Raw genomic sequence first — 21,330 nt, forward strand, 5'->3', positions numbered from 1 at the left:
GGTAGCCCAATCCGACCCGGAGCATGGCGGCTTCTGCAATCTCTCCGACCATGCTCATGCCTCCCCCGCTTCCGCTTTGATCCTCTTCGCCAGCCTCGCAAGCGTGGACGTGGAGACACCCGTCGCCGCTACGATGCTCGCCCAAGTCTGCCCCTTCCGAAGCATGTCCATAAGCGCGGCATTGCGGCCCGCGTCTTCCGGCCTCCCCTTGTATGCCCCCTTCCCCTTCGCCTTCTCAATCCCCTGCGCCTGTCGCCTCCTGCGGTCCTCGTAGTCCTTGCGAGCGATAGCAGCCAGCATGTCCAGCTGTCCGACATCAGCGCCCATGAGACAGAATTGGTTTAATTGAGAAGAGAGGATTTTCGGCTCATCGTAGCTCTATCAAAGGAAGCGAAGATGAGAAAGAAAACCGGGCCGCAGACATCGGCGGCCGAAAAGACAATCAAGGACATCCGGCGCGCGACGCGCAAGCATCACTCGGCGGAGGACAAAATCCGCATCGTGTTGGAGGGGCTGCGCGGCGAAGACAGCATTGCCGCGATCTGCCGACGTGAAGGGATCGCCGAGAGCCTGTATTATAGCTGGTCGAAGGAGTTTCTCGAAGCGGGCAAGAAGCGGCTAGCCGGTGACACCGCGCGTTCGGCCACCAGCGACGAAGTGAAAGCGCTGCGTCGTGAAAGCCGCGACCTGAAGGAGGCGCTGGCCGACCTCACCTTGGAAAACCGCCTGCTTAAAAAAAGCATGATCGCGGATGGGGGCGACGAAGAATGAGATATCCCGCCACCGAAAAGCTCGAGATCATCCGGCTTGTCGAGGGGTCTCATCTGCCAGCCAGGCAGACGCTCGACAAGCTCGGCATTCCTCGGCCAACCTTCTATCGCTGGTATGATCGTTTCCAGACCCACGGTGTCGAGGGGCTGGAAGACAGGCACTCGGCTCCGTCACGGGTGTGGAACCGTATCCCCGACGCTGTCCGCGACCGGATCATCACCATGGCGCTCGACCATGCCGATCTGTCGCCACGCGAGCTGGCGGTGAAGTTCACTGACACTGAAAGCTATTTCGTCTCAGAGGCTTCGGTCTATCGCCTGCTCAAGGCCCATGACCTGATTACCTCGCCAGCCTATATCGTCATAAAGGCCAATGACGAGTTCAAGGACAAGACGACGCGCCCGAACGAGATGTGGCAAACTGACTTCACCTACCTGAAGGTCATCGGCTGGGGATGGTTCTACCTGTCGACCATCCTCGACGATTATTCCCGCTACATCATCGCCTGGAAGCTGTGCACCAGCATGAAGGTCGAGGATGTCACCGACACGCTCGACCTGGCACTGGCCACCTCAGGCTGCGACAAGGTCAAGGTCGAACACCGACCACGCCTGCTATCGGACAATGGCCCATGTTACGTTGCTTCCGACCTCGGCGAATGGCTGGAGAAATACAAGATCGACCAGGTCCATGGTGCTCCTGGCCATCCGCAGACCCAGGGCAAGATCGAGCGCTGGCACCAGACGTTGAAGAACCGCATCCTGCTGGAAAACTACTTCTTCCAGGAAGACCTCGAAGCCCAGATCGCGGCTTTCGTCGAGCATTACAATCATCGGCGATACCACGAGAGCCTCGACAATCTCACTCCGGCCGACGTCTACTTCGGGCGCGGCCAGACCATACTGCTCGAACGCGAAAGGATCAAACAAGACACCATCAGGCAGCGCCGCTTGAACCACCAGGCCAAAGCGGCTTAAATCAACCCGCAAACCGAGCCGGAAACTCCATTCTTCCAAAGCCCAAAAAGTCTCAAATCATTTGACGACGGACATTAGGTTCTCTGGCGGTTCGATTTGGTGCCCAGTCACCGGCATGGGGCACCAATTTGACTTGAGAGCTTCTGACTTCTCACCCGTTTTCGGCTTAAGCGATCTCTTCGGTCCATCTTCTGGCCTACAATGGGGCCTGTTTCGAGATACCCCAAGCTGATAAAGGCCGGCATATGACAGCATGGCATCCCGCAGCCGTGATTAGGAGCACCCTGATGCGGAAGTGGGAGGCGATACATCAACGACCGCTTCAGGATGCAGGATGCGAACCGGATTAAGCCGAGCAGGAGCTAGGTTCAGGACCTATTAATTTGGTTTGATGTGTGATTCATGGTGTCCGAGAGGAGACCGTGATGAGCGATTTGGTTCTACTGAGTGAAAACCAGATGGCTCGGATCTCGCCGTATTTTCCTTTGGCACATGGCGTTCCGCGCGTCGACGATCGCCGTGTGATCAGCGGGATCGTCTATGTCATCAAGCACGGCCTGCAATGGAAAGACGCGCCAAAGGACTATGGGCCACACAAGACGTTCTATAACCGTTTCATCCGCTGGAGCCGCCTGGGTGTATTCGACCGCATCTTCGTGGCCCTGTCCGGTGACGGCACGAAGCCCGTGAACTGCACCCCCTTCGACCGGACAGTCGGCATAAGCAGAAAGGCTCAAGCACAGGCTTGAGGACAGGCTTATGTCTAACGCGTATCGACACGTTGAATTGCTGACGGGTGATGTTCGCCGCGGGCGGTGGACAACCGAGCAGAAGCTGACGATCATTGAGCAGAGTTTCGAGCCAAGCGAGACGGTATCTTCGACCGCTCGCCGCCATGGTGTTGCGCCCAACCTGCTTTACCGTTGGCGCAGGCTCTTGAGCGAGGGAGGTGCTGCAGCCGTGGATTCTGACGAACCGGTTGTCGGCAATTCGGAAGTGAAGAAGCTGGAGGATCGCGTCCGCGAGTTGGAGCGCATGCTCGGCCGCAAGACGATGGAGGTCGAAATCCTCCGCGAAGCACTTTCGAAAGCGGACTCAAAAAAACGGATATCGCGGCCGATCTTGTTGCCGAAGGACGGTTCCCGATGAAGACCGTCGCAGACACGTTGGGCGTCTCCCGCTCAAACCTCGTCGAGCGGTTGAAAGGCAGGCCAAAGCCGCGCGGGCCCTATCACAAGGCAGAGGACGCAGAGCTTCTGCCCATCATTCGCAGGCTGGCGGATCAAAGGCCAACCTATGGCTACCGCCGGATCGCCGCGCTCCTCAATCGCGAAAGGCGGGCCGCCGATAAGCCTGTCGTCAACGCCAAGCGGGTTCAACGCATCATGGGCAACCACGCCATGCTGCTGGAGAAGCACACGGCCGTTCGCAAGGGACGCATCCATGACGGTAAGGTCATGGTCATGCGCTCGAACCTGCGCTGGTGTTCAGATGGGCTGGAGTTCAGCTGCTGGAACGGCGAGGTCGTTCGTCTCGCCTTCATCATCGACGCCTTCGACTGCGAGATCATCGCCTGGGCGGCAGTCGCGAATGCAGGCATCTCCGGCTCGGACGTGCGCGACATGATGCTGGAGGCTGTCGAGAAACGCTTCCGCGCAACCCGAGCCCCGCACACTATCGAGCATCTCTCGGACAATGGCTCGGTTTACACTGCGCGGGACACGAGGCTGTTTGCCCAGGCGCTCAATCTGACGCCCTGCTTCACCCCGGTGGCCAGTCCACAGTCAAACGGTATGTCCGAGGCATTCGTCAAAACCCTGAAACGGGATTACGTCCGCATCTCACCCCTACCGGACGCAGCAACGACGCTCCGGCTCATTGACGAATGGATCGAGGACTACAACGAAATCCATCCCCATTCAGCGCTCAAGATGGCTTCCCCTCGGCAGTTCATCAGGGCTAAATCAAACTAGCCGACCTGTCCGGTGAAACGGGGAGCACTCCAGCCCGAACGCATCATGATCGACGCCACACACCTGAAAGCACATCGAACCGCGGCGAGCCTGCTCAAAAAGGGGATGTTCCCCGCCGTATCGGGCGAACCAAAGGCGGGCTAAACTCCAAGCTGCAACTGTTTGCATGGTGAAGGCCGCCCGATCATCATGCTGCTCAGCGAGGGGCAGATGAGTGACCATAGGGGTGCGCGCCTTGTGCTGGTGCCTTGCCGCCAGCCATGACGCTCATTGCCGACCGGGGCTATGACAGCACGCCGTTCCGAGACGCCCTACAGGCAAGGGGTATCGAACCTTCATTCCCTCCAGCCGAAGCCGCAAGTGACCATACTCCTACGACAAGGTGCTCTATCGCCAGCGCCACAAGGTGGAGAACCTCTTCGCCAAGCTCAAGGACTGGCGCCGCATCGCAACCCGATACGACCGATGCGCGCATACCTTCTTCTCAAGCATATGTATCGCCGCAACAATCATCTTCTGGCTTTGATTTAAAGAGTCCTGACTAGATACGTCTCACGGCAAGAACTGGCGTTGCCATAAGCGAACGTTAGATCAGCTCCTGTTCAGCTTTCCGTCTGGCGAGCGTGAAGGAAAACACAGCCGCGGCCATTAGGATGAAAAAGGATTCACCGAGCGCGAGACGGTTATTAGAGTTCGTAGCTATGGTGCAAAAGAAAAAGAAACTCAAACTGTAGATGTAAGCGGCAAGACTTGAGGAAATGACCCCCCGACGGTGGGCATCATTCGTCCTGCGAGCCGCAGCCACAGCAAAGACGAAGAGGAAGATTATACCGAGCAGCCCATGACGGACCATGATTTCAAGGTAACCGTTATGGATCAGCGTATAGCCGACATCGGCATAGGTCGTTCCATACCACTTGCGAAGCCATTCGTTACCCCATCCGACCCAAGGCGCGGCTTGGACCAACTCTATGGCATTCGACCATAACTCCAGGCGCTCGCGCATTGAGGACGGGGTGGCCGGATCGACGATCGCCTTCTCCATCGCGGCGAGCGGCCCTTCAATGGCGATGGTATCGCCGGTCAGCTTTGTAGCCGCATCCATGGTCGGCCGTGCTACTTTCTCCACGAAGGGCGCTGCGATCATTGTGGCGGCAGCGGCGGCGAACAGCAGGCCGCCCAAAAGATGAAGCCGCCACCTGCCGGCGTAGTGAAAAAAGCTGAGGACGCCCATGAAAGCGATCGTCGCAACGAGCGCGAGCCATGCGCCCTTGGAGTGCGACCCCAGCGCGCCGACGAGGCTGAGAGCGGCTGTCGCGATGCCGATCGGCAAGAAGAGCCAGCTCATTCCGCCGCGAAGCCGCCCAGTCTCGGCGGCATGAAACAGCCAGAAGACAGCGCTAAGGAAAAGCATGCAGCTGCCGATTCCGGCGTGGATGGAATTATGATGGTAAAACGGGGCGGCGCGCTGCCCTGAGAGAAGCGCAGGGAAATCCAGAGTAAGTATCAAACCGACCAATCCACAGCCAACAAGCAATGTTGCGGCAGAAAAGACATAACGCCGGGTTTTATAGAGGGCGACCCCCATAAGCGGGAAGAAAACCGGAAAAATATAAAGCCACTCCGACGCCCCTCTTTCGCCCAAAACGAACACACCGAATGCAAATCGACTAGCAGCGTAAACCGCCCACGCATAGCATAGAAGCGCGAGCCAATCGCGTGAAATCCACCTGACACCCGCCTGATGCGAAACGAGCGCGAAAATCATGAGAGCAATGGTCACATAGCGATAGACGTCGCTCTCGACGAACATGGCTGACGCCATGATTGCCCAGAGTACGGGAAACAGGACTGCACGCACACGTTCGCCCGCGGCCCTTCGAGATTCAGCCGTTGCGTGCATAAACAATCCTGCGTGCGGCTTCGACAATGCGGATACCGTATGTCCTCAGCCGCCTCCACCATGGAAACTTTGAAGCCCGATAGGCCGACTGCGTGGCGATCGTTGTGCCGTCTCGCGTAGGAGAGGCCACATCCTGGCGCGTCGTGTAAATGCGCGCACCGGAGGCCCAGCCTCGTTCAAGTGCGACATCCCATGGATACTCCATGATCTTCAAGCCTTCCATCAAACGTACGGCGCCCGAATGCGTGACCACATAACACGCAGCCGAACCTTGGGGACCATGCATCGTGCGGCCGATTTCATCGCCCATTCTCGACGTCGTGGCAAGCTTGAAGCCGACAATACGATGGTTGAAAAGCTTTATGACATCCGCCTCTGGGAGAGCCTCGACGGCAGCTCCAGCGCGAATGAGGAGGTCCGCGGAAAGCTCGATATCATCCTCTACAATGATACCCGCCGGTTCGCCGGTTTGATAAAAGGCGGCAAGCGCCTTGAGATGACTGCGATAGCAACCGTACTCACCAGGCAAAATCGTGCGCCCGTTGTTATGCTCGAAGGCCCGCATATCGCAATCAATGCGGTCCTCGGGCAATACCGCCGCACCATTGTGACCGGGGACACGGGTGAGGGGAACGTCAAGGATTTCCGCCCGACGAGACAACACGTTCCAGCGATCAACCGAACGGTCGAGATTGATCGCGTAGATATGGAGCCTCATTTCCAACCATCTTCCTGAGATGCCGTGCGCGAAAGCTTCGACTTTCCGGTAGCCGCCTACCACTTTCGGCTCAATTTTGCAACCGGCGACGTGCCTTTTGGATTTCAGACTAGGGCGTGTGAGGATTCATCGAGAATTTATGATGGCTGCTGCGAGGTAGATCATCGCTTCGAAGCTGCGATCGGTTTTGCACGCGCGCATGGCGATACGCTTGAACTCTTTGAGCTTGCAGAAGAAGTTCTCGATGAGATGCCGCCATTTATAGATCTCTGCGTCGATCTGGCGTGGCATGGCTCTGCGGGAATGCTGAGAAATAACGACCTTGGCGCCGCGCTCATCGAGGTCAGCGATGATGGCATTGCTATCAAAGGCCTTGTCGGCAAGCAGCGCACGGAACCCAACGCCATCGATAAGCGGTGACCTGCCACTGAAGTTTCATCCGGCTGCGATTAGAGCCTCGGCGGTTTTTGATAAGCCAAATGGCGGGGTGGGAGCAACCGGCGGAAACACGAAGCCTCCACATTGCGTAGCGTTGGAGCCGGTTGTGGCGATGATCCCGGCATAGTCCGCCGGGGTCTGGTATCCGAGTGATGAGTGGGGCCGGAAATTGTTGTAATCGTCGGCCCATTGCGCGATGGCGCTGCGGACGTGGTCGAGACCAAAGAACAGGCTCTCGTTGAGCAGCTCGTCACGCATGCGGCCGTTGAAGCTCTCGACATAGCCGTTTTGCATTGGTCTTCCCGGCGCGATGTAGTGCCACTCAACCTTGTGATCCTTCGACCAGGCGAGAATGGCATTCGAGGTCAGTTCGGTCCCGTTGTCCGAGACAATCATGCCGGGCTTGTCCCGTCGCTCAATAAGTGTCGTCAGTTCTCGCGCGACACGGCGACCTGATATCGATGTGTCCGGGATCGTCGCCAGGCATTCGCGCGTGACGTCATCGACCACATTGAGGATGCGGAAACGCCTGCCGCAGGCGAATTGATCGTGGACGAAATCCAGCAACCAGCGGGCATTCGCCTTTGCTTCGACGAGGATCGGCGCACGCGTGCCAACGGCACGACGCCTGGCTGTCCGCTTGCGCACGGAAAGACCTTCCTCGCGATAGAGCCGGTAGATGCGATTGACACCGGACGGCTCTCCATCTCGCCGAAGCAAGATGAACAATCGACGATAGCCAAACCGGCGGCGCTCATTGGCCAGATCGCGCAGCTTCGCTCGCAACTCGATCTCCGGCGGTCGAGAGGATCGATAGCGGATCGTCTCTCGATCTGCGGATATGATCTGGCAGGCCCGCCGTTCCGAAAGCCCCATGATGGTCTTCAGGTGCGCGACAGCGTCACGCTTGGCGGCAGGCCCTACCACTTTTTTGAAAGAAGCTCGCGGAGTGCGGCTGTATCCAGCATCTGTTCGGCGAGCAGTTTCTTCAGCTTGGCGTTCTCTTCCTCCAGCGCCTTCAGACGCTTGGCCTCAGACACTTCCATGCCCCCGTATTTGGCCTTCCAATTATAAAAGGTCGCCTCGGAAATCCCGTGCCTGCGGCAAAGGTCAGCCGCTTTCGCTGCGGCCTCCTGCTCCTTCAACACCGCAATGATCTGCTCTTCCGTAAATCGCTGCTTCTTCATAAGTCCGTCCTCAATGGGCCGAACTCTAATCCATTCTGGAGAAAATTCTCAGTGGCAGGTCAAATCCTCACAAGCCCTAGGGTCAGGACCCATTGATTTGAACTGACGGCTGTGATTCAGATGGGCGTATAGGAGCCCGACTGATGAGTAATTTGTTTTGGCTGACGGACGAGCAAATGGCTCGTCTTCAGCCCTATTTCCCCAAGAGCCATGGCCGCCAGCGCGTTGATGATCGACGCGTTCTGAGCGGCATCATCTTCGTCAACCGCAACGGGCTGCGTTGGCGTGATGCGCCGAAGGAATATGGCCCGGCGAAGACGCTTTATAACCGCTGGAAACGCTGGGGCGACAAGGGCGTATTTATCCAGATGATGGAAGGTCTGGCCGTGCCTGAAGCCGCAGAGCACAAGACCATCATGATCGATGCGACCTATCTCAAGGCCCACCGCACGGCTTCCAGCTTGCGGGTAAAAAAGGGGGCGCGGGCCGCCTGATTGGACGCACGAAAGGCGGCATGAACACCAAGCTTCATGCCGTAACGGATGCGAGTGGTCGCCCGATCAGCTTCTTCATAACGGCAGGCCAGGTCAGCGATTACACCGGTGCTGCCGCCTTGCTTGATGAACTTCCCAAGGCCAAATGGTTGCTGGCCGACCGTGGCTATGATGCCGACTGGTATCGTGACGCTTTACAGGCGAAGGGGATCACTCCCTGCATTCCAGGTCGAAAATCCCGCAAGAAGACCATCAAATACGACAAACGCCGCTACAAACGGCGCAACCGGATCGAGATCATGTTCGGGCGTCTCAAAGACTGGCGGCGTGTCGCTACGCGTTACGACCGGTGCCCAATGGCCTTTCTCTCCGCCATCGCTCTCGCTGCGACCGTTATCTTCTGGCTATGAGCAATGAGATGCTGTAACGGGGCCTGCGCCGTGCATGACCAGCCCAAGCATCTTGCAATTGCTCATGGCAAGCTGTCGCTGTTCCCGTATCAGTCTCAATCGGAGGAATACGGGATGAAGCTGTTTATCGGACTGGATGTATCACTGGCGAAGACCGCCGTCTGTGTCATCAATGAGTATGGCAAGATCGCAAAGGAGGCGCAGGTTCCCAGTGATCCCCAGGCGATCGTGGACTTTGCAAACACCCTGGAGGGAGCGGTCGCCATCATCGGACTGGAAGCCGGACCGCTGTCCCAATGGCTGCATCGCGGCCTGGCCGATGCCGGGCTGGATGTTGTCCTGATGGAAACCCGGCAAGTGAAGGGTGCTCTGAAGGCAATGCCGATCAAAACGGACCGGCGCGACGCAGAAGGAATTGCCCGACTGCTTCACATGGGCTGGTTCAGGCCTGTACATTGCAAATCCGTGTCGGCACAGGAGGTTCGCGCGCTTTTGGCTGCCCGCAAGGCGATCCAGCAGGGCATGATCGCGCTGGAGCTATCTCTACGCGGACTGCTGAGAAACTTTGGCCTGAAGGTTGGCGCCATCTCACGCGGCCAGTTCGACGCCCGGATTAGGGAATTGGTGGATGGCAATGCCATGCTGCAAGCAGCGGCCGGGCCGATGTTACGTGCACGCGCAAGCCTGCGCCAGGAACTGGCCGGGCTCGAACGTCAGGTCCGTCTGCTTGCGAAGGATGACGCGGTGTGCCGGCTGTTGATGACGATGCCGGGGATTGGTGCGGTCGTCGCCTTGACTTTCCGATCCGCTGTCGATGATCCCGCGCGGTTCTCGTCGTCCAAGAAAGTTGGCCCATGGGTTGGCCTTACACCATCGCGCAACCAGTCCGGTGAGCGCGACGTGATCGGCGGCATTACGCGAGCTGGCGACGCCAATCTGCGAAGAGCCTTGTGCCAAGCGGCTACCGTCATGATCCATCGGGGCCGCTCGACATGGCTGAGAAGCTGGGCTGCACAGGTTGCCAAACGCCGAGGTGCAAAGCGCGCGATGGTGGCTTTGGCAAGGCGCATCGGCACAATCCTGCACCGGATGTGGAGGGATGGTACGGAATTCTCCATAGTCCCGTTGATCGCCAAATCGGCCTGAGCGTTTATAGCAGAACCATGTCGTTGATGTCTGTCTGACCGCAGACCTTCGAGGTCCCAACAGGGACGCGGTTCCGATGATGCCGTGGTCAGGACTGTCGCCGGCCTCGGTCGAGCACGCCAACGAGATGGGCACATCGGAATTGCCGCACTGGACCAGCATCATGTTGGCAGCCATCGCGCTGACCACGGACCGAAGCATGAACCCGGGGTGACCTCAAACGAAGGGCACAGCAAGCCAGGCATCGGCGAAAGGGAATTTGTCGGATTATTTGCCGCATCGGCAGCCTGACGGCGCTGCTGCGGCCCTTACATTTTGCTTGACTGGAACGGCCCCGTTACCGAAGTCCTGACCCTAATGAAGCACAGCTTGCCTCATGGGTCGCGGAAGGCTTGGTGGAATGGACCGGCCACGTGCCGGTGCAACCTTATCTGGAGCAGACCAGCGTTTTCGTCCTGCCCTCGTTCTACCGCGAAGGTGTCCCACGCAGCACCCAGGAGGCAATGGCCATGGCGCGCCCTGTCATCACGACAGATTGGGTCGGCTGCCGCGAGACGGTGATTGCAGGGCGCAACGGTTTTCTGGTGCCGCCGCGCGACGCACCCGCCCTTGCCGACGCCATGCAGCATTTCATTGACAATCCCGACTTGATCGTGGAGATGGGCGGGCAAAGCCGCATCTTGGCCGAGGGGCGCTTCGATGTGAAAGCAATCAATGCGCGTATAATGAAAACCTTGGGGCTGTGAAACAGCTCTTAACGTCTATCGAGGCTGCAAGTGGAGAAACGGACAAGACGAGCGCGCCGTAGGCCTGGACCGCGTTATCCTGTACGTGATCTTTCCTATATTACCGCACAGGGTGGGCGCACGCGCCGCCACAGATATTTGCGCGAGCTGCGCAGCTTCGTCGGTCCCATAGCCGTAACCATCGGGCTGCAGGCGCTGATTTATGTCGTTATCACCACCCGCTCAGGGCGGAACGATTGGGACAATATTCTTGGGGCGATTGGCGCGCTTACCTGCGTGCCCGTATTGTCGGCCGCTATCCTCTCGGCTTTCCGCCGGCACGAGGCGCCGGTTGTCGCAGCCTCCATCGTCAGTATCGGCCTCTTCAGCGTCGCCGTCAGCGTCCTTTCGGCCCTGCGCGTTCCAGTGAGCTATCTGGCGCTGCTATGGTGCCTTCCAGTCGTGTTGGCGATAATAGTATATGCCAATATCCGTTTTCATCGCAGGCTGAGCGCCCGGATCGTTCTTGCTCCCTTCGGGCGCGCCGCCGACGTGGTGCATGAGTTGGATGAAATACCAATTCTATCAGGCCCCAACGCCGACCTTGGGGACGCGGAAATTGTATTGATCGATCCCCATGAACATCATAGCGGACCGTGGTCGACATTTCTCGCCAATTGCTATTTCGGCGGCGTAGAAATCATGCCCTGGACCCGTTATCTGGAGGTGCGCCGCGGCCGATTGGATATCACCAGCTTCGATATCACGCATCTTAATTACAGCCCTAGTCAGTTGCTCTATGCACGCCTCAAGCGCGGATTGGATATCCTCGGAGTAATCGTCACATTGCCAATTACGCTGCCAATGGCAGCGCTTGTCGCACTCTTTCTGTTTCTTCTGGACGGGAATCCGGTGATTTTTGTGCAGATCAGGCGGGGCTTCGGTGGGCACCGCTTCCGCATGTACAAGTTCCGCACCATGTACAAAGGTAGTAGCGGCGGCTCGACAAGTCTTGGCGATACACGGATTATGCCCGGTTGCAGACTTATCCGTAAGCTACGATTCGATGAGCTTCCTCAGCTCTTCAACATTCTACGCGGCGACATGAGCCTTATAGGTCCGCGCCCCGTTGCAGAATACGTTGCCCGAACAAGCGAGCAAGCCGAACCAAAATATACTCTGCGTTCTCTCGTTCTTCCAGGCATTACAGGATGGGCGCAAGTTACCTCGGGATACGCAGCGACAACAGACGAGGAATTGCAGAAGCTCTCCTACGATCTCTACTACATAAAGCACCTCTCCTTCGATCTCGACCTTCTCGTCTTGTTCAAGACCGTGCGCACGGTCCTCCTCGGAGCCGGTGCGCGGTAGCCCAGCGGGAATTCATCAAGGCGGCGGAGATAGCACTTGAAGACGGGGCCTTATCGGTACTGCGCCGCATACTCCAGCGTCTGCTCAAGGATATCATACACCTTGTCGGCGGCGTAATTGTTGTCAAAATAGCGGCGGGCACCGGCAGCGAAGGCATGCCTCCTGGACGGAGTTGCATCCATCATTTTCGCAATCGCCTCAGCGAGGGCCTGCGGCCGGCCCGCGGCTACGGCAATCCCCGCGCCCGATTCGTTGACGATGCGTGCGCCCTCGCCAGCCAGCGAAGCTATGATCGGCTTGCCGCAGGCTAGATAGCACTGCACCTTGTAGGGTACCGTCAAGGCGAAGATCGGTATGTCCTTCAGGCTCACTAGCATCGCATCGGCGTGGGCGAAGAATTTAGGCATCGCTTCTTCCGGGTGCCGCCCCAGGAAATGAAACCTCTCCCCAAGGCCATTTTCCACCACGAGACGCCTAACGCGTGCCTCGTCGCGGCCGCTGCCGACGATTACCCAATGAAGATCCTCGCGCCCACGCAACAGAACCGCGGCGGCGACCAGCGTATCGAAGTCCTGGCTCTCGCCGATATTACCGGCGAACATCAGCCGGAAGCCCTCCTGCGGCACAAGGGCAGCATAGTCCGGCGCCTGCTCGGGCGTGAGGGGACGATAGCTGTCCGGCGCGGTGTTCGGCAGAAGCCGGATGCGCGCGGGCGGCACACCGAACCTAGTGATCATGTCGTTGAACGCGGCGCTTTGCACCATTACGAGATCGGCCCGCCGGTAGAGCCATCCGCAAATCGCGTTCAAAAGGCCGACGACAAGGCGATTGCGCAGGCCGAGCGTATAGGTCGCGCTCTCCGGCCAAATATCCTGAACCCAGTAGACAAGGCCACACCCGGTCTTCCATTTTTGCAAGATGCCCGGCAGGACCATGAAGACCGGCGACAACTGGCTAACGAAGACGACGTCCGGCCGCGCTTTCGCGAGCAGGACCTTGATGCTCGCGGCAACAGGAAAGGTGATATAGTTCACGAACAGAGACAGCGCGCTCTTGCCACGCGGAACGGTCCAGGCTCGATGAATGAGGATCTTCCCCCATCGTTCGGTTCTGTTCGAGCGATTCGAATATCCATCGAAGAACCGTCCGGACGGATAGTTTGGAACGGCTGTGCAGACAGATACGTCATGGCCCCTGTCCGCCATATTCTCAGCTATTCTGTTATTTGAAAACTGCTCCGGAAAGAAATGCTGAGATATGAATAGTATTTTCACAAGACGCTCTCGTGGCCATTCATGGCGACAGGTCGATTGAGGTATAGGAAGACGGTGACGAAGTGCGGAACCCTTCTTTCCGGCGCGACCGGATTCATCGGATAGCGGCCGGCTAAACGCCTGTTTTAGGAAGGTTATCACATCCCGGCACCAGGTCGCAACGATAGATCGGAGCGCGGCCGGCCTCAGCGGGCGTAAGGTCGGGCGCCAGCCATGCCGGCACAGGCGCGAATGGGCGCTTGCGCAGCTTTGCTGTTGCCGGGCATCCGCTCAGTTGAGATCGTTCACGCGAATGCCGTCCCATGCATTGGAGAGCTTCGCCGTACCGAGGATCAGGCTGACGACACGCTCGGACGTATCGGCGATGCGGTAGTCGTCCGGGACCGGGTGCGCCCGCCCCGCCGCCTCGCGCTCAGCGAACAGGCGCGCCGCCGCATCGACACCGGCAAGGATCGTGTCGCGGTCGAGTCCCGTCATGATGATGCATCCCGCGTCCAGCCCTTCCGGGCGCTCGATGGCGTCGCGTGGGGTAATGGCTGGAAAGCCGAGGATCGACGCCTCTTCAGCGATAGTGCCGCTGTCGGAAACGGCGCAGAAGGCACCGGTCTGGAGACGGTTGTAGTCGTGAAAGCCGAACGGCTTCATAAACCGCACGCGCGGATCGAGCGCAGCCCCCCCCCCCCCCAGCGCTTCCAGCCGCTTGCGCGTGCGCGGATGGGTCGATACGATTACTGGCATGTCGTAGCACGCGGCAAGCGTGCTCAGCGTTTCGACCAGCGCCGAAAGGCGTATGGCCGAGTCGACATTCTCCTCGCGATGCAGCGAGACGATGAAATAGCCGCGCGGCTTGAGGGCGAGGCGCTCCAGCACGTCTGACGCGTCGATGCGGTCGCGATAGTGCTCCAGCACCTCGCGCATCGGCGAGCCTGTGAGATAGATGCGCCGATGGGCGATGCCCTCGGACAGGAGATGCCGGCGCGAATGCTCCGTGTAGACAAGATTGAAGTCGGCGATATGGTCGACTAGCTTGCGGTTGGTTTCTTCCGGCACATTGCGGTCGAAGGAGCGATTGCCGGCCTCCATATGGTAAACCGGCACCTTCATGCGTCGCGCCATGATGGCAGAGATCGCCGAATTGGTGTCGCCGAGGATGAGCACGGCGTCCGGGCGTTCCTCGCCGATCACACGTTCACTCTCGATCAGGATCCTGCCAAGCGTTTCGCCCAGCGTGCCGCCGCCCGTGCCAAGGAAATGGTTCGGCCTGCGCACGCCCAGATCCTCGAAGAACATCTCATTCAGCTCGTAATCGTAGTTCTGGCCGGTATGGACGATGCGGTGGTCACAATGCCGGTCGAGCCGCGCCATCACGCGCGACAGGCGGATGATCTCGGGACGGGTCCCCAATATGGTCATCACCTTGAGCATCGTCTTACCTCATTACAGGATCGGCATAAGTGTCTGGAGCCGCCGGGTCGAAGACCTCCTGCGTCCAGAACAATGTGAGCAGGGGTGTGTGGCCGACATTCTCGATACTGTGCGTGTGAAGCGTCGGCATGTCGATAACCGCGGGGAATTCGCCGCTGACGCGGTATTCCCATATTGGCTCGTGCAGCACCCGGCGGATACGGATCACCGCATCGCCCGCCAGCACGAGGAAGCGCTCGACCTTGGACAGGTGGAAGTGCTGACCGCGCGTGGCACCTGGCTCGGTCCAACTTACAAAGGTTTGGCCGCCGCCGCCGCCCTTCACCGCCTCGAACAGCGTGCCGCGCGCGTCGCTGTTGAGCTTGAGCGACCGCGGGAACCGGTTCGGATAAAGCGCGGCGCGGTAGCTGTTGAACAGGGCGAGGTCGAATGCATCGCCAAGATCGGGAAAGAGACCTGCACTGTAAGCGGCATGAAATGCCTCGATCCGGGAGAGCAGCTCTCCCACGGCCATGGGGCGAGGCTCCGGGCGTCGCATGCCGGTCGCGCCGTCAAGCACTGCATCGATCGCGGTCTGCGCGGCAGCACCCGCATGGAGGAGTTGCACTCGGCCGTCCGGGTCGACCGACGGCTTCTCGCCGGCGATCACCTGCTCTATGAAGGTGGCGGTGACATTGTTGTAGCGCGGCCGGGCGCATTCGCCGAAAATATGCGGCAGCACCAGATTGGTATAGCGCGAGAGTGAGTCGGCGAGAATATCCCCTGCCCGCCGCTTGCCGCGGCCATAGGGCGTATCGCAAGCGGCATGGGTCGAATTGGCATAGACGATATGCGGGTCGGCGCCGGCCTCACGGCAAGCTTGCGCCAAGGCTCCGGCGATCGCCGGATTGCCCTGTTCGATCTCCTCATCCGAGGCCCGGTTGATACCCGCGAAGTGCAGCACGGCATCGGCACCCGTCAGGGCCTCGCGCAGGAGAACCGGGTCGACGAAGGCGCGGTGGTCGAGCGTGATGAGGTCGAAGGGGGGCGGAGCCTTGCGAAAAGCCGCCGCGCAGTTTGAGGCATGGAGACGCGCGCAGGCGTGCCAGCCCAGCAGCCCCGCAGCGCCGGTGACAACGAAACGCTTCACGCCGGCTTGTTCCACGCGTAAAGCTCCGCCTGGACCTCGGGAAGAGTCAGCAGCAGCGCCTTCACCTTGTCAACATCGAGACGCTCGGTATTGTGCGAGTGATAGTCCTCGCGCCGCGCCGTCTCATCCTCGCCCTCGGTGAAATAGGCGCGATAATTGAGGTCGCGGCCATCCATGCAGATGCGATAATAGTCGCCCATATCCTCGCTCTGGCCGAGTTCCTGGGCGGTGGCCAGCGTTTCGTAGAGCTTCTCACCGTGGCGCCAACCGATCTGCTCGACAGGATGGTTAGGCACGCCCAGCAGCTCGGCGAGCGCCCGTACGAGATTGGCTATGGTGGAGGCGGCCGCCTTACGGATGAAGAGATCACCTTGGCGCGCGCAGGTAAAGGCATGGTTCACAAGCGCCACGGAATCACGCAGCGGCATTAGGAAGCGCGTCATCGCCGGTTCGGTCACGGTGATAGGCTGCCTACTCTTGATCTGATTGATGAAAAGGGGGATTACTGAGCCACGCGAATACATGACGTTGCCGTAGCGCACGAGTGAGATGGTCGTCGCGGCATCCGGCCCGATAGCGCGGGCAAGCGCAATGGCGATCTTCTCCATCATCGCCTTGGAGATGCCCATGGCGTTGACCGGCATCACCGCCTTGTCGGTGGACAGGCAGACAACTGAGCGCACGCCAGCGGCTACCGCCGCATGGATCACATTTTCGGAACCCAGGATATTGGTGCGCACTGCCTCGAGCGGGAAGAATTCACAGGACGGCACCTGCTTCAACGCCGCAGCATGGAAAACGCGATTGACACCGGCCATCGCCCTGGTCACGCTGTCTCGGTCCCGAATATCTCCTATGTAAAAACGAACGTTCTCATTGCGAAGCCTGTTACGCAGTGCGTCTTGTTTTTCCTCGTCACGGCTGAAGATGCGGATTTCTCCGCAGCCGCGCTGCAAGAGGTCGTGCAGCATGGTCTTGCCGAACGAACCCGTGCCGCCGGTGATGAGAACACACTCGTTTTTCATACCTTGCACCCTGTAGCGCCAACTCTCGCACCACCTTTATGGTGCGGTATAACGAGCCGGCTCTCAAAGGTAAAGCTACCTCAGCATGCCGGACAATGCGATGAGTCCGACGCATACAGACCACACCACGGCAGCAGGAGGTTGGAACTGGGATGCCGACATCGTCGTCCATCTCACTTATGCCGAGTATGAGGCCAAGGCAAGCACCCCATAAACTACTTCATCGCAAGAGCAACGAGGACAATTGCAGCGAGATAGTGGACAGCGAGGCAACCATATCGCATTGCGCTGCGCTTCCAGTTTTTTGGGGCCTTCCGAACAAGCATTCAATGACGTTTCGACGTTTATAATAGGCGGGACGATTGAGCGGACAGGCGCACTACGACTTGCTTGGTCGGAGATCACCACTTTAATGCCTCGCTTCTTACGCCAAAAGATGCAGCCAATCAGCATTGCAAGCGTTGTCGGCGATCGGACGGCGAGTCTGAGAAATAACCTCCAACATGGGCCGAGCCATGGAGATATCTGCAATATTTCCAAGTGTCAGTGCGACGGCAACGATCCGGCCACAAGCCCGCCCATCTCCGCCAGATGCAGAGCGATGGGTTTTCACCTAAGAACTGTCGAGCATCATTTCATCAGGGGTTGGCCTGGAAGCAGCCACTCTAGCGAGGACACACTGCCAAGTACCGCACCGAGCCCAGCGGGAATATCAGGTTTATAGATCGTTTTCGCCGGGCCGTACTCGGGCAGCACGTTCCACCACCGTGCACCGGTTTTCAGGATGCGCAGAATGCAGCTGATGATACGTCGGCACCTACCCGGGACTTGCTCGGTTGGCTCTTTGGCAAATGCGGCTTCAACGTCGTCCAGGCTTCATTCGATAGCCGGAATAGATCGCGCATGACTGCCCTCCATGCACCAGAACTCATTCCGAAACAGAACCGTCCAATCTTGACAAGAATTTGATCCAATCACCCATCTCGAATCCGTTCGGTATAAGCTTCGTCAGATCCAGCAACCCTGAAGTAATTTTTGCGCTCGGCCGGTGAGAATAACTCACTTTAACTGGCGGAACGCCAAAGAGCCGCACCGATGTTGCGCTCTGCCCTTGCCCACATCTCAGCTCGCATTAATAGGCCCTGAGCCTAGAGAAAATCAGACACCCCCCCCATGGGGTACGCATCAAGAAGACTCCCGTCTGTTAAGTTCACTATCTTAATATGATTTTCTTTAGCCAATTTTGCTATAAGGTAATGAATCTCCGTAGTAATGTGATAGTATTTAAGGTAAAATGCCAAATTGTAGGTCGGCAAGCTTTGATCGTCCAATGCATCGCTGTAGCAATGATTATTCATACGAGAGCAGAATAGATTATAGTCGCACCCCAAAAGATATATTTCTCTAAACCCCATATACATAGCAGAAATTATAGAATAACTAACAACATTCATGACAGAAGATACATTACTAGATAAATCATATCTAACAACACTTTCTGGATAATTTTTAGAATAAACGAACACGCAATCTAAATCGTCTCGGATGCAATCCCTGGCTCTAATGTCAGTTATAAAAACAGGAGGACTAGATATATATTTATTAATAATCTCACTAAATTCATTAATTTCTTTTATCCAGTATTGGTTGTCAAATAATGAGTAATAACTAGGCCTTAAATGATCTAGAATATCGGATTTATACATAGAATTCACCCCAAAAACACACTCTGAGCTTAAAAATGCAAGGTGCTCAGCCGGAATTTTTTTAAGAGAGGGGCCAGTGCCAATAATAAAGCAACGCTCTCCTTTGTGTAAATTTTTGTATTTTTTATTCCTACCTAGACTGGCGTGAAGGTCACGATTCATCCAGAAGACAGCATCACTTGCGACATTAAAAGCGCGATAAAGCACCCTGTTAATCTTTTCGTGCAACTCAAAATACGACATTATAACCTCTAAGAGCTGTTACGAGTGGCGCTAGGTAAATCTGCAATATTCTCTAGAGATGGATTTGAAATTGTAAATAAATGCATCGCTGAGCGGATTTCGCTCTCCGATGCATTCCACCAAGCCCCCTGGAGCAGGGCAGCCACAACTTCTTCCGGGAATCTGAGCTTAATATGCCTTGCAGGAACGCCACCTACAACAGAATAGGGAGGAACGTCTCGAGTCACAACTGCTCCCGCGCCGACAATCGCCCCGCTACCTATCTGAACACCCTCAAGGATCATGCAGTTGGCACCGATCCATACATCATGTCCGATTTTAACTCTACGCTCGACATAACTGGCGGACTCAGTCTCCACCCAACTGAATCCCGTACCGTTATACTTTTCCACGAAAATTGGAGAGGTCGATACAAGCTCCGCCATGTGGGATGGAAGCCCAATAAAACAATCCCAGCTTATGGAACAGAATGACCCAATATCGGCATTACATACGCGAGTTCGCGGACCAACATAACTATACCTACCTATTTTGCTATTATTAATCCTAACAAACCGATTTAATTTGGCTTTTGGATCCACAAAAGACTTATTATCCGCCATCGACAACAATGGATCAATAAAGCCTTTCACCGCCCGTAAGAATCGAGTTCGAAGCATTGAGAAAATCGCCATATTCCACCCAAGCATGATAATTTTTATGTAAAAAAACACACCACGATAGACAGAGAGACTCGATACTTATGATAGTTAAATTCAAGAATTAACCATACCAAAAAATACAATATAAATAATATTTACATAAAAACATCAAGAAAAATATGTAAAATTTGTTGGAGTCCCACTCAAGGCATCCTTTATTAGTCTTCTCCCAAGAATAATACTTAGGTGCTTCGGCGCAAGCCCGTATCCTGGCCGCACACTCCGCACGGCATCGGCAGTGATGATCTCGCCGGCCTTCAAATCCTTCACGAAATAGAGCGAACGACGAAACTGTATGTTACCCTGCTCGCTTGATTTACGACCGTAATCGATACGGCCAAGCGCGTCCCATGCGGTCTTCGCACCGATGCAGAGCGCGGCCATGTCCGCCGGCTCCAGCGAAAAGCTGTCGTCGGGTCCACCACCGTTGCGGTCGAGCGTGAAATGCTTTTCGATGATGGAGGCGCCGAGCGCAACGCCAGCGATAGCCGTGGTATTGTCGAGTGTATGATCGGACAGGCCGGTGACAAGGCCGAAACGATCCATCATGTCGGGAATGGTGCGCAGATTGTAATCGGCGGCCGGCGCGGGATAGCCGGAGACGCAGTGCAGTAATGCCAGTTCGCGGCAGCCGCCATCGCGGGCCGCGGCGACCGCCTCCGCGATTTCCTCCTCGTCGGCCATGCCGGTGGAGATGATCATCGGCTTGCCGGTCGCGGCCGCATAGCGGATGAGCGGCAGGTCCACCGCCTCGAACGAAGCGATCTTGTAGGCTGGCGCGCCAAGATCCTCGAGCAGATCGATGGCCGTCGTATCGAAAGGCGAGGAGAAAATGGTAATACCGAGCCTGCGCGCATAGTCGAACAGCGGCTTGTGCCACTCCCACGGCATATGGGCTTCCTCGTAGAGCTCATAGAGCGTACGCCCGTCCCACAGCCCCCCTTTAATTTTGAATTCCTCCCGATCGCTGTCAAGCGTTATGGTATCGGGGCGGTAGGTCTGCAGCTTGACCGCGTCGGCACCCGCCTTCTGCGCCTCCTCGATGATGCGCAAGGCGATATCCAGATAACCGTTGTGATTGGCCGACAGCTCGGCAATCACATAGGGAGGATAGCTTGGGCCGATAGCGCGACCGGCGATCTTCAGCTCTGGAATCATGTTATCGTTCCTGTTGACTGCAGGCGAGCACGGCTTGCATCGCCCCGCGCCTGTGTGCCCATTCTTGGGAGAGAATCCCCAGCCGAACGATGTCCACAAAGGCACCGTCTCGCAAGTGCTGGCCGCGAAATGTCCCTTCGATACGAAATCCGAACTTCCGATGCAATCCTATCACCGGCATGTTAAAGGCCAGCACCTCACAATACAGCTTATGCAAACGCATGTTGCTGAAAACCTCGTCCAACGCAAGGAACTCCATACGCGAACCCGTTCCACGCGGTGCGTCGGGGGATGCATAGAACGCCCAGGAACAATTGGAATTGACTCGATCAACCATCGTAAAGCCGACAATACCTAACGGTATGCTCCAATCCTCGTACATGAAATAGTACTGGTCAGTGCGCTGGCGAGTCCGCTCCCACCACGCCATATGCTCCTCAGCCGATATTTCGTGCCGCGTATACATATTGGCGCGAACGGTGGGCGCATTTCGCCATGACAACATAAGGTCAAGTTCATTGTCGGCGATCGGACGGAGTCGGCCGGAAATACTCAT

General features: G+C 57.2%; 20 protein-coding genes and 3 pseudogenes. 9 read left to right on the plus strand and 14 right to left on the minus strand.

The annotated features are described in order from the left end of the window. Positions 1–54: 54 nt before the first annotated feature. Positions 55–306, minus strand: a pseudogene (locus tag K8M09_RS15540) (recombinase family protein); the annotation flags it as partial. 90 nt (positions 307–396) lie between these two features. Here K8M09_RS15540 and K8M09_RS15545 point away from each other — a divergent pair. The 4 genes and pseudogenes from K8M09_RS15545 to K8M09_RS23780 all read left to right on the plus strand — a co-directional run bounded on the left by K8M09_RS15545 (position 397) and on the right by K8M09_RS23780 (position 4,247). Continuing rightward, a protein-coding gene (locus K8M09_RS15545) for an IS3 family transposase (RefSeq protein WP_229341930.1) occupies positions 397–1,748 on the plus strand; the annotation gives its coding sequence in 2 pieces (ribosomal slippage) (positions 397–733 and positions 733–1,748; 1,353 coding nt in all). A 425-nt stretch (positions 1,749–2,173) separates the two neighbouring features. Continuing rightward, positions 2,174–2,425 (plus strand): annotated as a pseudogene (locus tag K8M09_RS15550) (transposase); the annotation flags it as partial. Between the two features lie 82 nt (positions 2,426–2,507). Beyond that, positions 2,508–3,721 (plus strand): IS3 family transposase gene (locus K8M09_RS15555; RefSeq protein WP_160788185.1). Its coding sequence is split into 2 segments (ribosomal slippage): positions 2,508–2,844 and positions 2,844–3,721, totalling 1,215 coding nucleotides; the frame shifts between segments, so codons are not numbered across the junction. Between the two features lie 406 nt (positions 3,722–4,127). After that, positions 4,128–4,247 carry a hypothetical protein gene (locus K8M09_RS23780; protein WP_407697084.1) on the plus strand — a complete coding sequence of 40 codons (120 nt, stop codon included), beginning with the start codon at positions 4,128–4,130 and terminating at the stop codon, positions 4,245–4,247. 60 nt (positions 4,248–4,307) lie between these two features. Here the strand turns inward: K8M09_RS23780 and K8M09_RS15565 are convergent, their stop codons facing one another. From K8M09_RS15565 to K8M09_RS15580, 4 genes are all read right to left on the minus strand, one after another. Next, positions 4,308–5,534, minus strand: coding sequence for an O-antigen ligase family protein (locus tag K8M09_RS15565; protein ID WP_160788183.1), 1,227 nt, complete (start codon positions 5,532–5,534; stop codon positions 4,308–4,310). A 73-nt stretch (positions 5,535–5,607) separates the two neighbouring features. Continuing rightward, the gene (locus K8M09_RS15570; protein ID WP_160788182.1) at positions 5,608–6,342 is read right to left on the minus strand and encodes a glycosyltransferase family 25 protein; all 735 of its coding nucleotides are present in this window, start codon (positions 6,340–6,342) and stop codon (positions 5,608–5,610) included. Positions 6,343–6,468: 126 nt separating this feature from the next. Then, on the minus strand, positions 6,469–6,753 hold the full coding sequence (locus K8M09_RS15575) for a transposase (RefSeq protein WP_160788187.1): 285 nt from the start codon (positions 6,751–6,753) through the stop codon (positions 6,469–6,471). A gap of 24 nt (positions 6,754–6,777) precedes the next feature. Continuing rightward, a protein-coding gene (locus tag K8M09_RS15580; protein WP_160788181.1) for an IS3 family transposase occupies positions 6,778–7,967 on the minus strand; the annotation gives its coding sequence in 2 pieces (ribosomal slippage) (positions 6,778–7,706 and positions 7,706–7,967; 1,191 coding nt in all). 143 nt (positions 7,968–8,110) lie between these two features. Between K8M09_RS15580 and K8M09_RS15585 the strand changes: the two genes are divergently transcribed. The 5 genes from K8M09_RS15585 (at position 8,111) to K8M09_RS15605 (ending at position 12,113) form a co-directional block, all read left to right on the plus strand. Continuing rightward, positions 8,111–8,871 (plus strand): IS5-like element ISKpn12 family transposase gene (locus K8M09_RS15585; protein ID WP_085947932.1). Its coding sequence is split into 2 segments (ribosomal slippage): positions 8,111–8,435 and positions 8,435–8,871, totalling 762 coding nucleotides; the frame shifts between segments, so codons are not numbered across the junction. A 114-nt stretch (positions 8,872–8,985) separates the two neighbouring features. Continuing rightward, a complete protein-coding gene (locus K8M09_RS15590) occupies positions 8,986–10,017 on the plus strand; it encodes an IS110 family RNA-guided transposase (protein ID WP_072495383.1) in 1,032 nt (343 codons plus the stop codon). Positions 10,018–10,093: 76 nt separating this feature from the next. Next, positions 10,094–10,231, plus strand: coding sequence for a hypothetical protein (locus K8M09_RS15595; RefSeq protein ID WP_229341934.1), 138 nt, complete (start codon positions 10,094–10,096; stop codon positions 10,229–10,231). 181 nt (positions 10,232–10,412) lie between these two features. Further along, positions 10,413–10,763, plus strand: coding sequence for a glycosyltransferase (locus K8M09_RS15600; protein WP_229341937.1), 351 nt, complete (start codon positions 10,413–10,415; stop codon positions 10,761–10,763). A 138-nt stretch (positions 10,764–10,901) separates the two neighbouring features. Next, the gene (locus K8M09_RS15605) at positions 10,902–12,113 is read left to right on the plus strand and encodes a sugar transferase (protein ID WP_160787954.1); all 1,212 of its coding nucleotides are present in this window, start codon (positions 10,902–10,904) and stop codon (positions 12,111–12,113) included. Between the two features lie 50 nt (positions 12,114–12,163). Here K8M09_RS15605 and K8M09_RS15610 read toward each other — a convergent pair whose 3' ends face one another. The 9 genes and pseudogenes from K8M09_RS15610 to pseH form a co-directional block, all read right to left on the minus strand. Continuing rightward, a complete protein-coding gene (locus tag K8M09_RS15610; protein WP_160787955.1) occupies positions 12,164–13,318 on the minus strand; it encodes a glycosyltransferase family 4 protein in 1,155 nt (384 codons plus the stop codon). Positions 13,319–13,657: 339 nt separating this feature from the next. Further along, positions 13,658–14,800: a non-hydrolyzing UDP-N-acetylglucosamine 2-epimerase gene (wecB, locus tag K8M09_RS15615; protein ID WP_324256100.1), complete on the minus strand. Its 1,143-nt coding sequence runs from the start codon at positions 14,798–14,800 to the stop codon at positions 13,658–13,660. A gap of 16 nt (positions 14,801–14,816) precedes the next feature. Continuing rightward, complete coding sequence (locus tag K8M09_RS15620) at positions 14,817–15,956, minus strand: polysaccharide biosynthesis C-terminal domain-containing protein (protein WP_160787956.1); 1,140 nt, start codon at positions 15,954–15,956, stop codon at positions 14,817–14,819. Beyond that, positions 15,938–16,966, minus strand: a complete 1,029-nt coding sequence (locus K8M09_RS15625; protein ID WP_160787957.1) for a polysaccharide biosynthesis protein — start codon at positions 16,964–16,966, stop codon at positions 15,938–15,940. The genes K8M09_RS15620 and K8M09_RS15625 overlap by 19 nt, the downstream gene beginning before the upstream one ends. A gap of 215 nt (positions 16,967–17,181) precedes the next feature. After that, positions 17,182–17,871, minus strand: a pseudogene (locus tag K8M09_RS15630) (transposase). A gap of 243 nt (positions 17,872–18,114) precedes the next feature. Continuing rightward, positions 18,115–18,915, minus strand: a complete 801-nt coding sequence (locus tag K8M09_RS15635) for a motility associated factor glycosyltransferase family protein (protein ID WP_160787958.1) — start codon at positions 18,913–18,915, stop codon at positions 18,115–18,117. Between the two features lie 8 nt (positions 18,916–18,923). Continuing rightward, positions 18,924–19,604 carry a CatB-related O-acetyltransferase gene (locus K8M09_RS23740; RefSeq protein ID WP_160787959.1) on the minus strand — a complete coding sequence of 227 codons (681 nt, stop codon included), beginning with the start codon at positions 19,602–19,604 and terminating at the stop codon, positions 18,924–18,926. A gap of 120 nt (positions 19,605–19,724) precedes the next feature. Next, positions 19,725–20,774: a pseudaminic acid synthase gene (gene pseI, locus K8M09_RS15645; protein WP_160787960.1), complete on the minus strand. Its 1,050-nt coding sequence runs from the start codon at positions 20,772–20,774 to the stop codon at positions 19,725–19,727. A gap of 1 nt (position 20,775) precedes the next feature. Beyond that, positions 20,776–21,330, minus strand: a complete 555-nt coding sequence (gene pseH, locus K8M09_RS15650) for a UDP-4-amino-4,6-dideoxy-N-acetyl-beta-L-altrosamine N-acetyltransferase (protein ID WP_160787961.1) — start codon at positions 21,328–21,330, stop codon at positions 20,776–20,778.

The sequence above is a fragment of the Shinella zoogloeoides genome, assembly GCF_020883495.1.
Classification (GTDB): Bacteria; Pseudomonadota; Alphaproteobacteria; order Rhizobiales; family Rhizobiaceae; genus Shinella; species Shinella zoogloeoides.

Coding starts and splice junctions, on each gene's coding strand:
- wecB (WP_324256100.1), bottom strand. CDS start 14,800: ATGACCATATTGGGGACCCGTCCCGAGATCATCCGCCTGTCGCGCGTG.
- K8M09_RS15570 (WP_160788182.1), bottom strand. CDS start 6,342: ATGAGGCTCCATATCTACGCGATCAATCTCGACCGTTCGGTTGATCGC.
- K8M09_RS15610 (WP_160787955.1), bottom strand. CDS start 13,318: ATGGCGGACAGGGGCCATGACGTATCTGTCTGCACAGCCGTTCCAAAC.
- K8M09_RS15635 (WP_160787958.1), bottom strand. CDS start 18,915: ATGTCGTATTTTGAGTTGCACGAAAAGATTAACAGGGTGCTTTATCGC.
- K8M09_RS15565 (WP_160788183.1), bottom strand. CDS start 5,534: ATGTTCGTCGAGAGCGACGTCTATCGCTATGTGACCATTGCTCTCATG.
- K8M09_RS15595 (WP_229341934.1), top strand. CDS start 10,094: ATGATGCCGTGGTCAGGACTGTCGCCGGCCTCGGTCGAGCACGCCAAC.
- K8M09_RS23740 (WP_160787959.1), bottom strand. CDS start 19,604: ATGCTTGGGTGGAATATGGCGATTTTCTCAATGCTTCGAACTCGATTC.
- K8M09_RS15625 (WP_160787957.1), bottom strand. CDS start 16,966: ATGAAAAACGAGTGTGTTCTCATCACCGGCGGCACGGGTTCGTTCGGC.
- pseH (WP_160787961.1), bottom strand. CDS start 21,330: ATGAGTATTTCCGGCCGACTCCGTCCGATCGCCGACAATGAACTTGAC.
- K8M09_RS15590 (WP_072495383.1), top strand. CDS start 8,986: ATGAAGCTGTTTATCGGACTGGATGTATCACTGGCGAAGACCGCCGTC.
- pseI (WP_160787960.1), bottom strand. CDS start 20,774: ATGATTCCAGAGCTGAAGATCGCCGGTCGCGCTATCGGCCCAAGCTAT.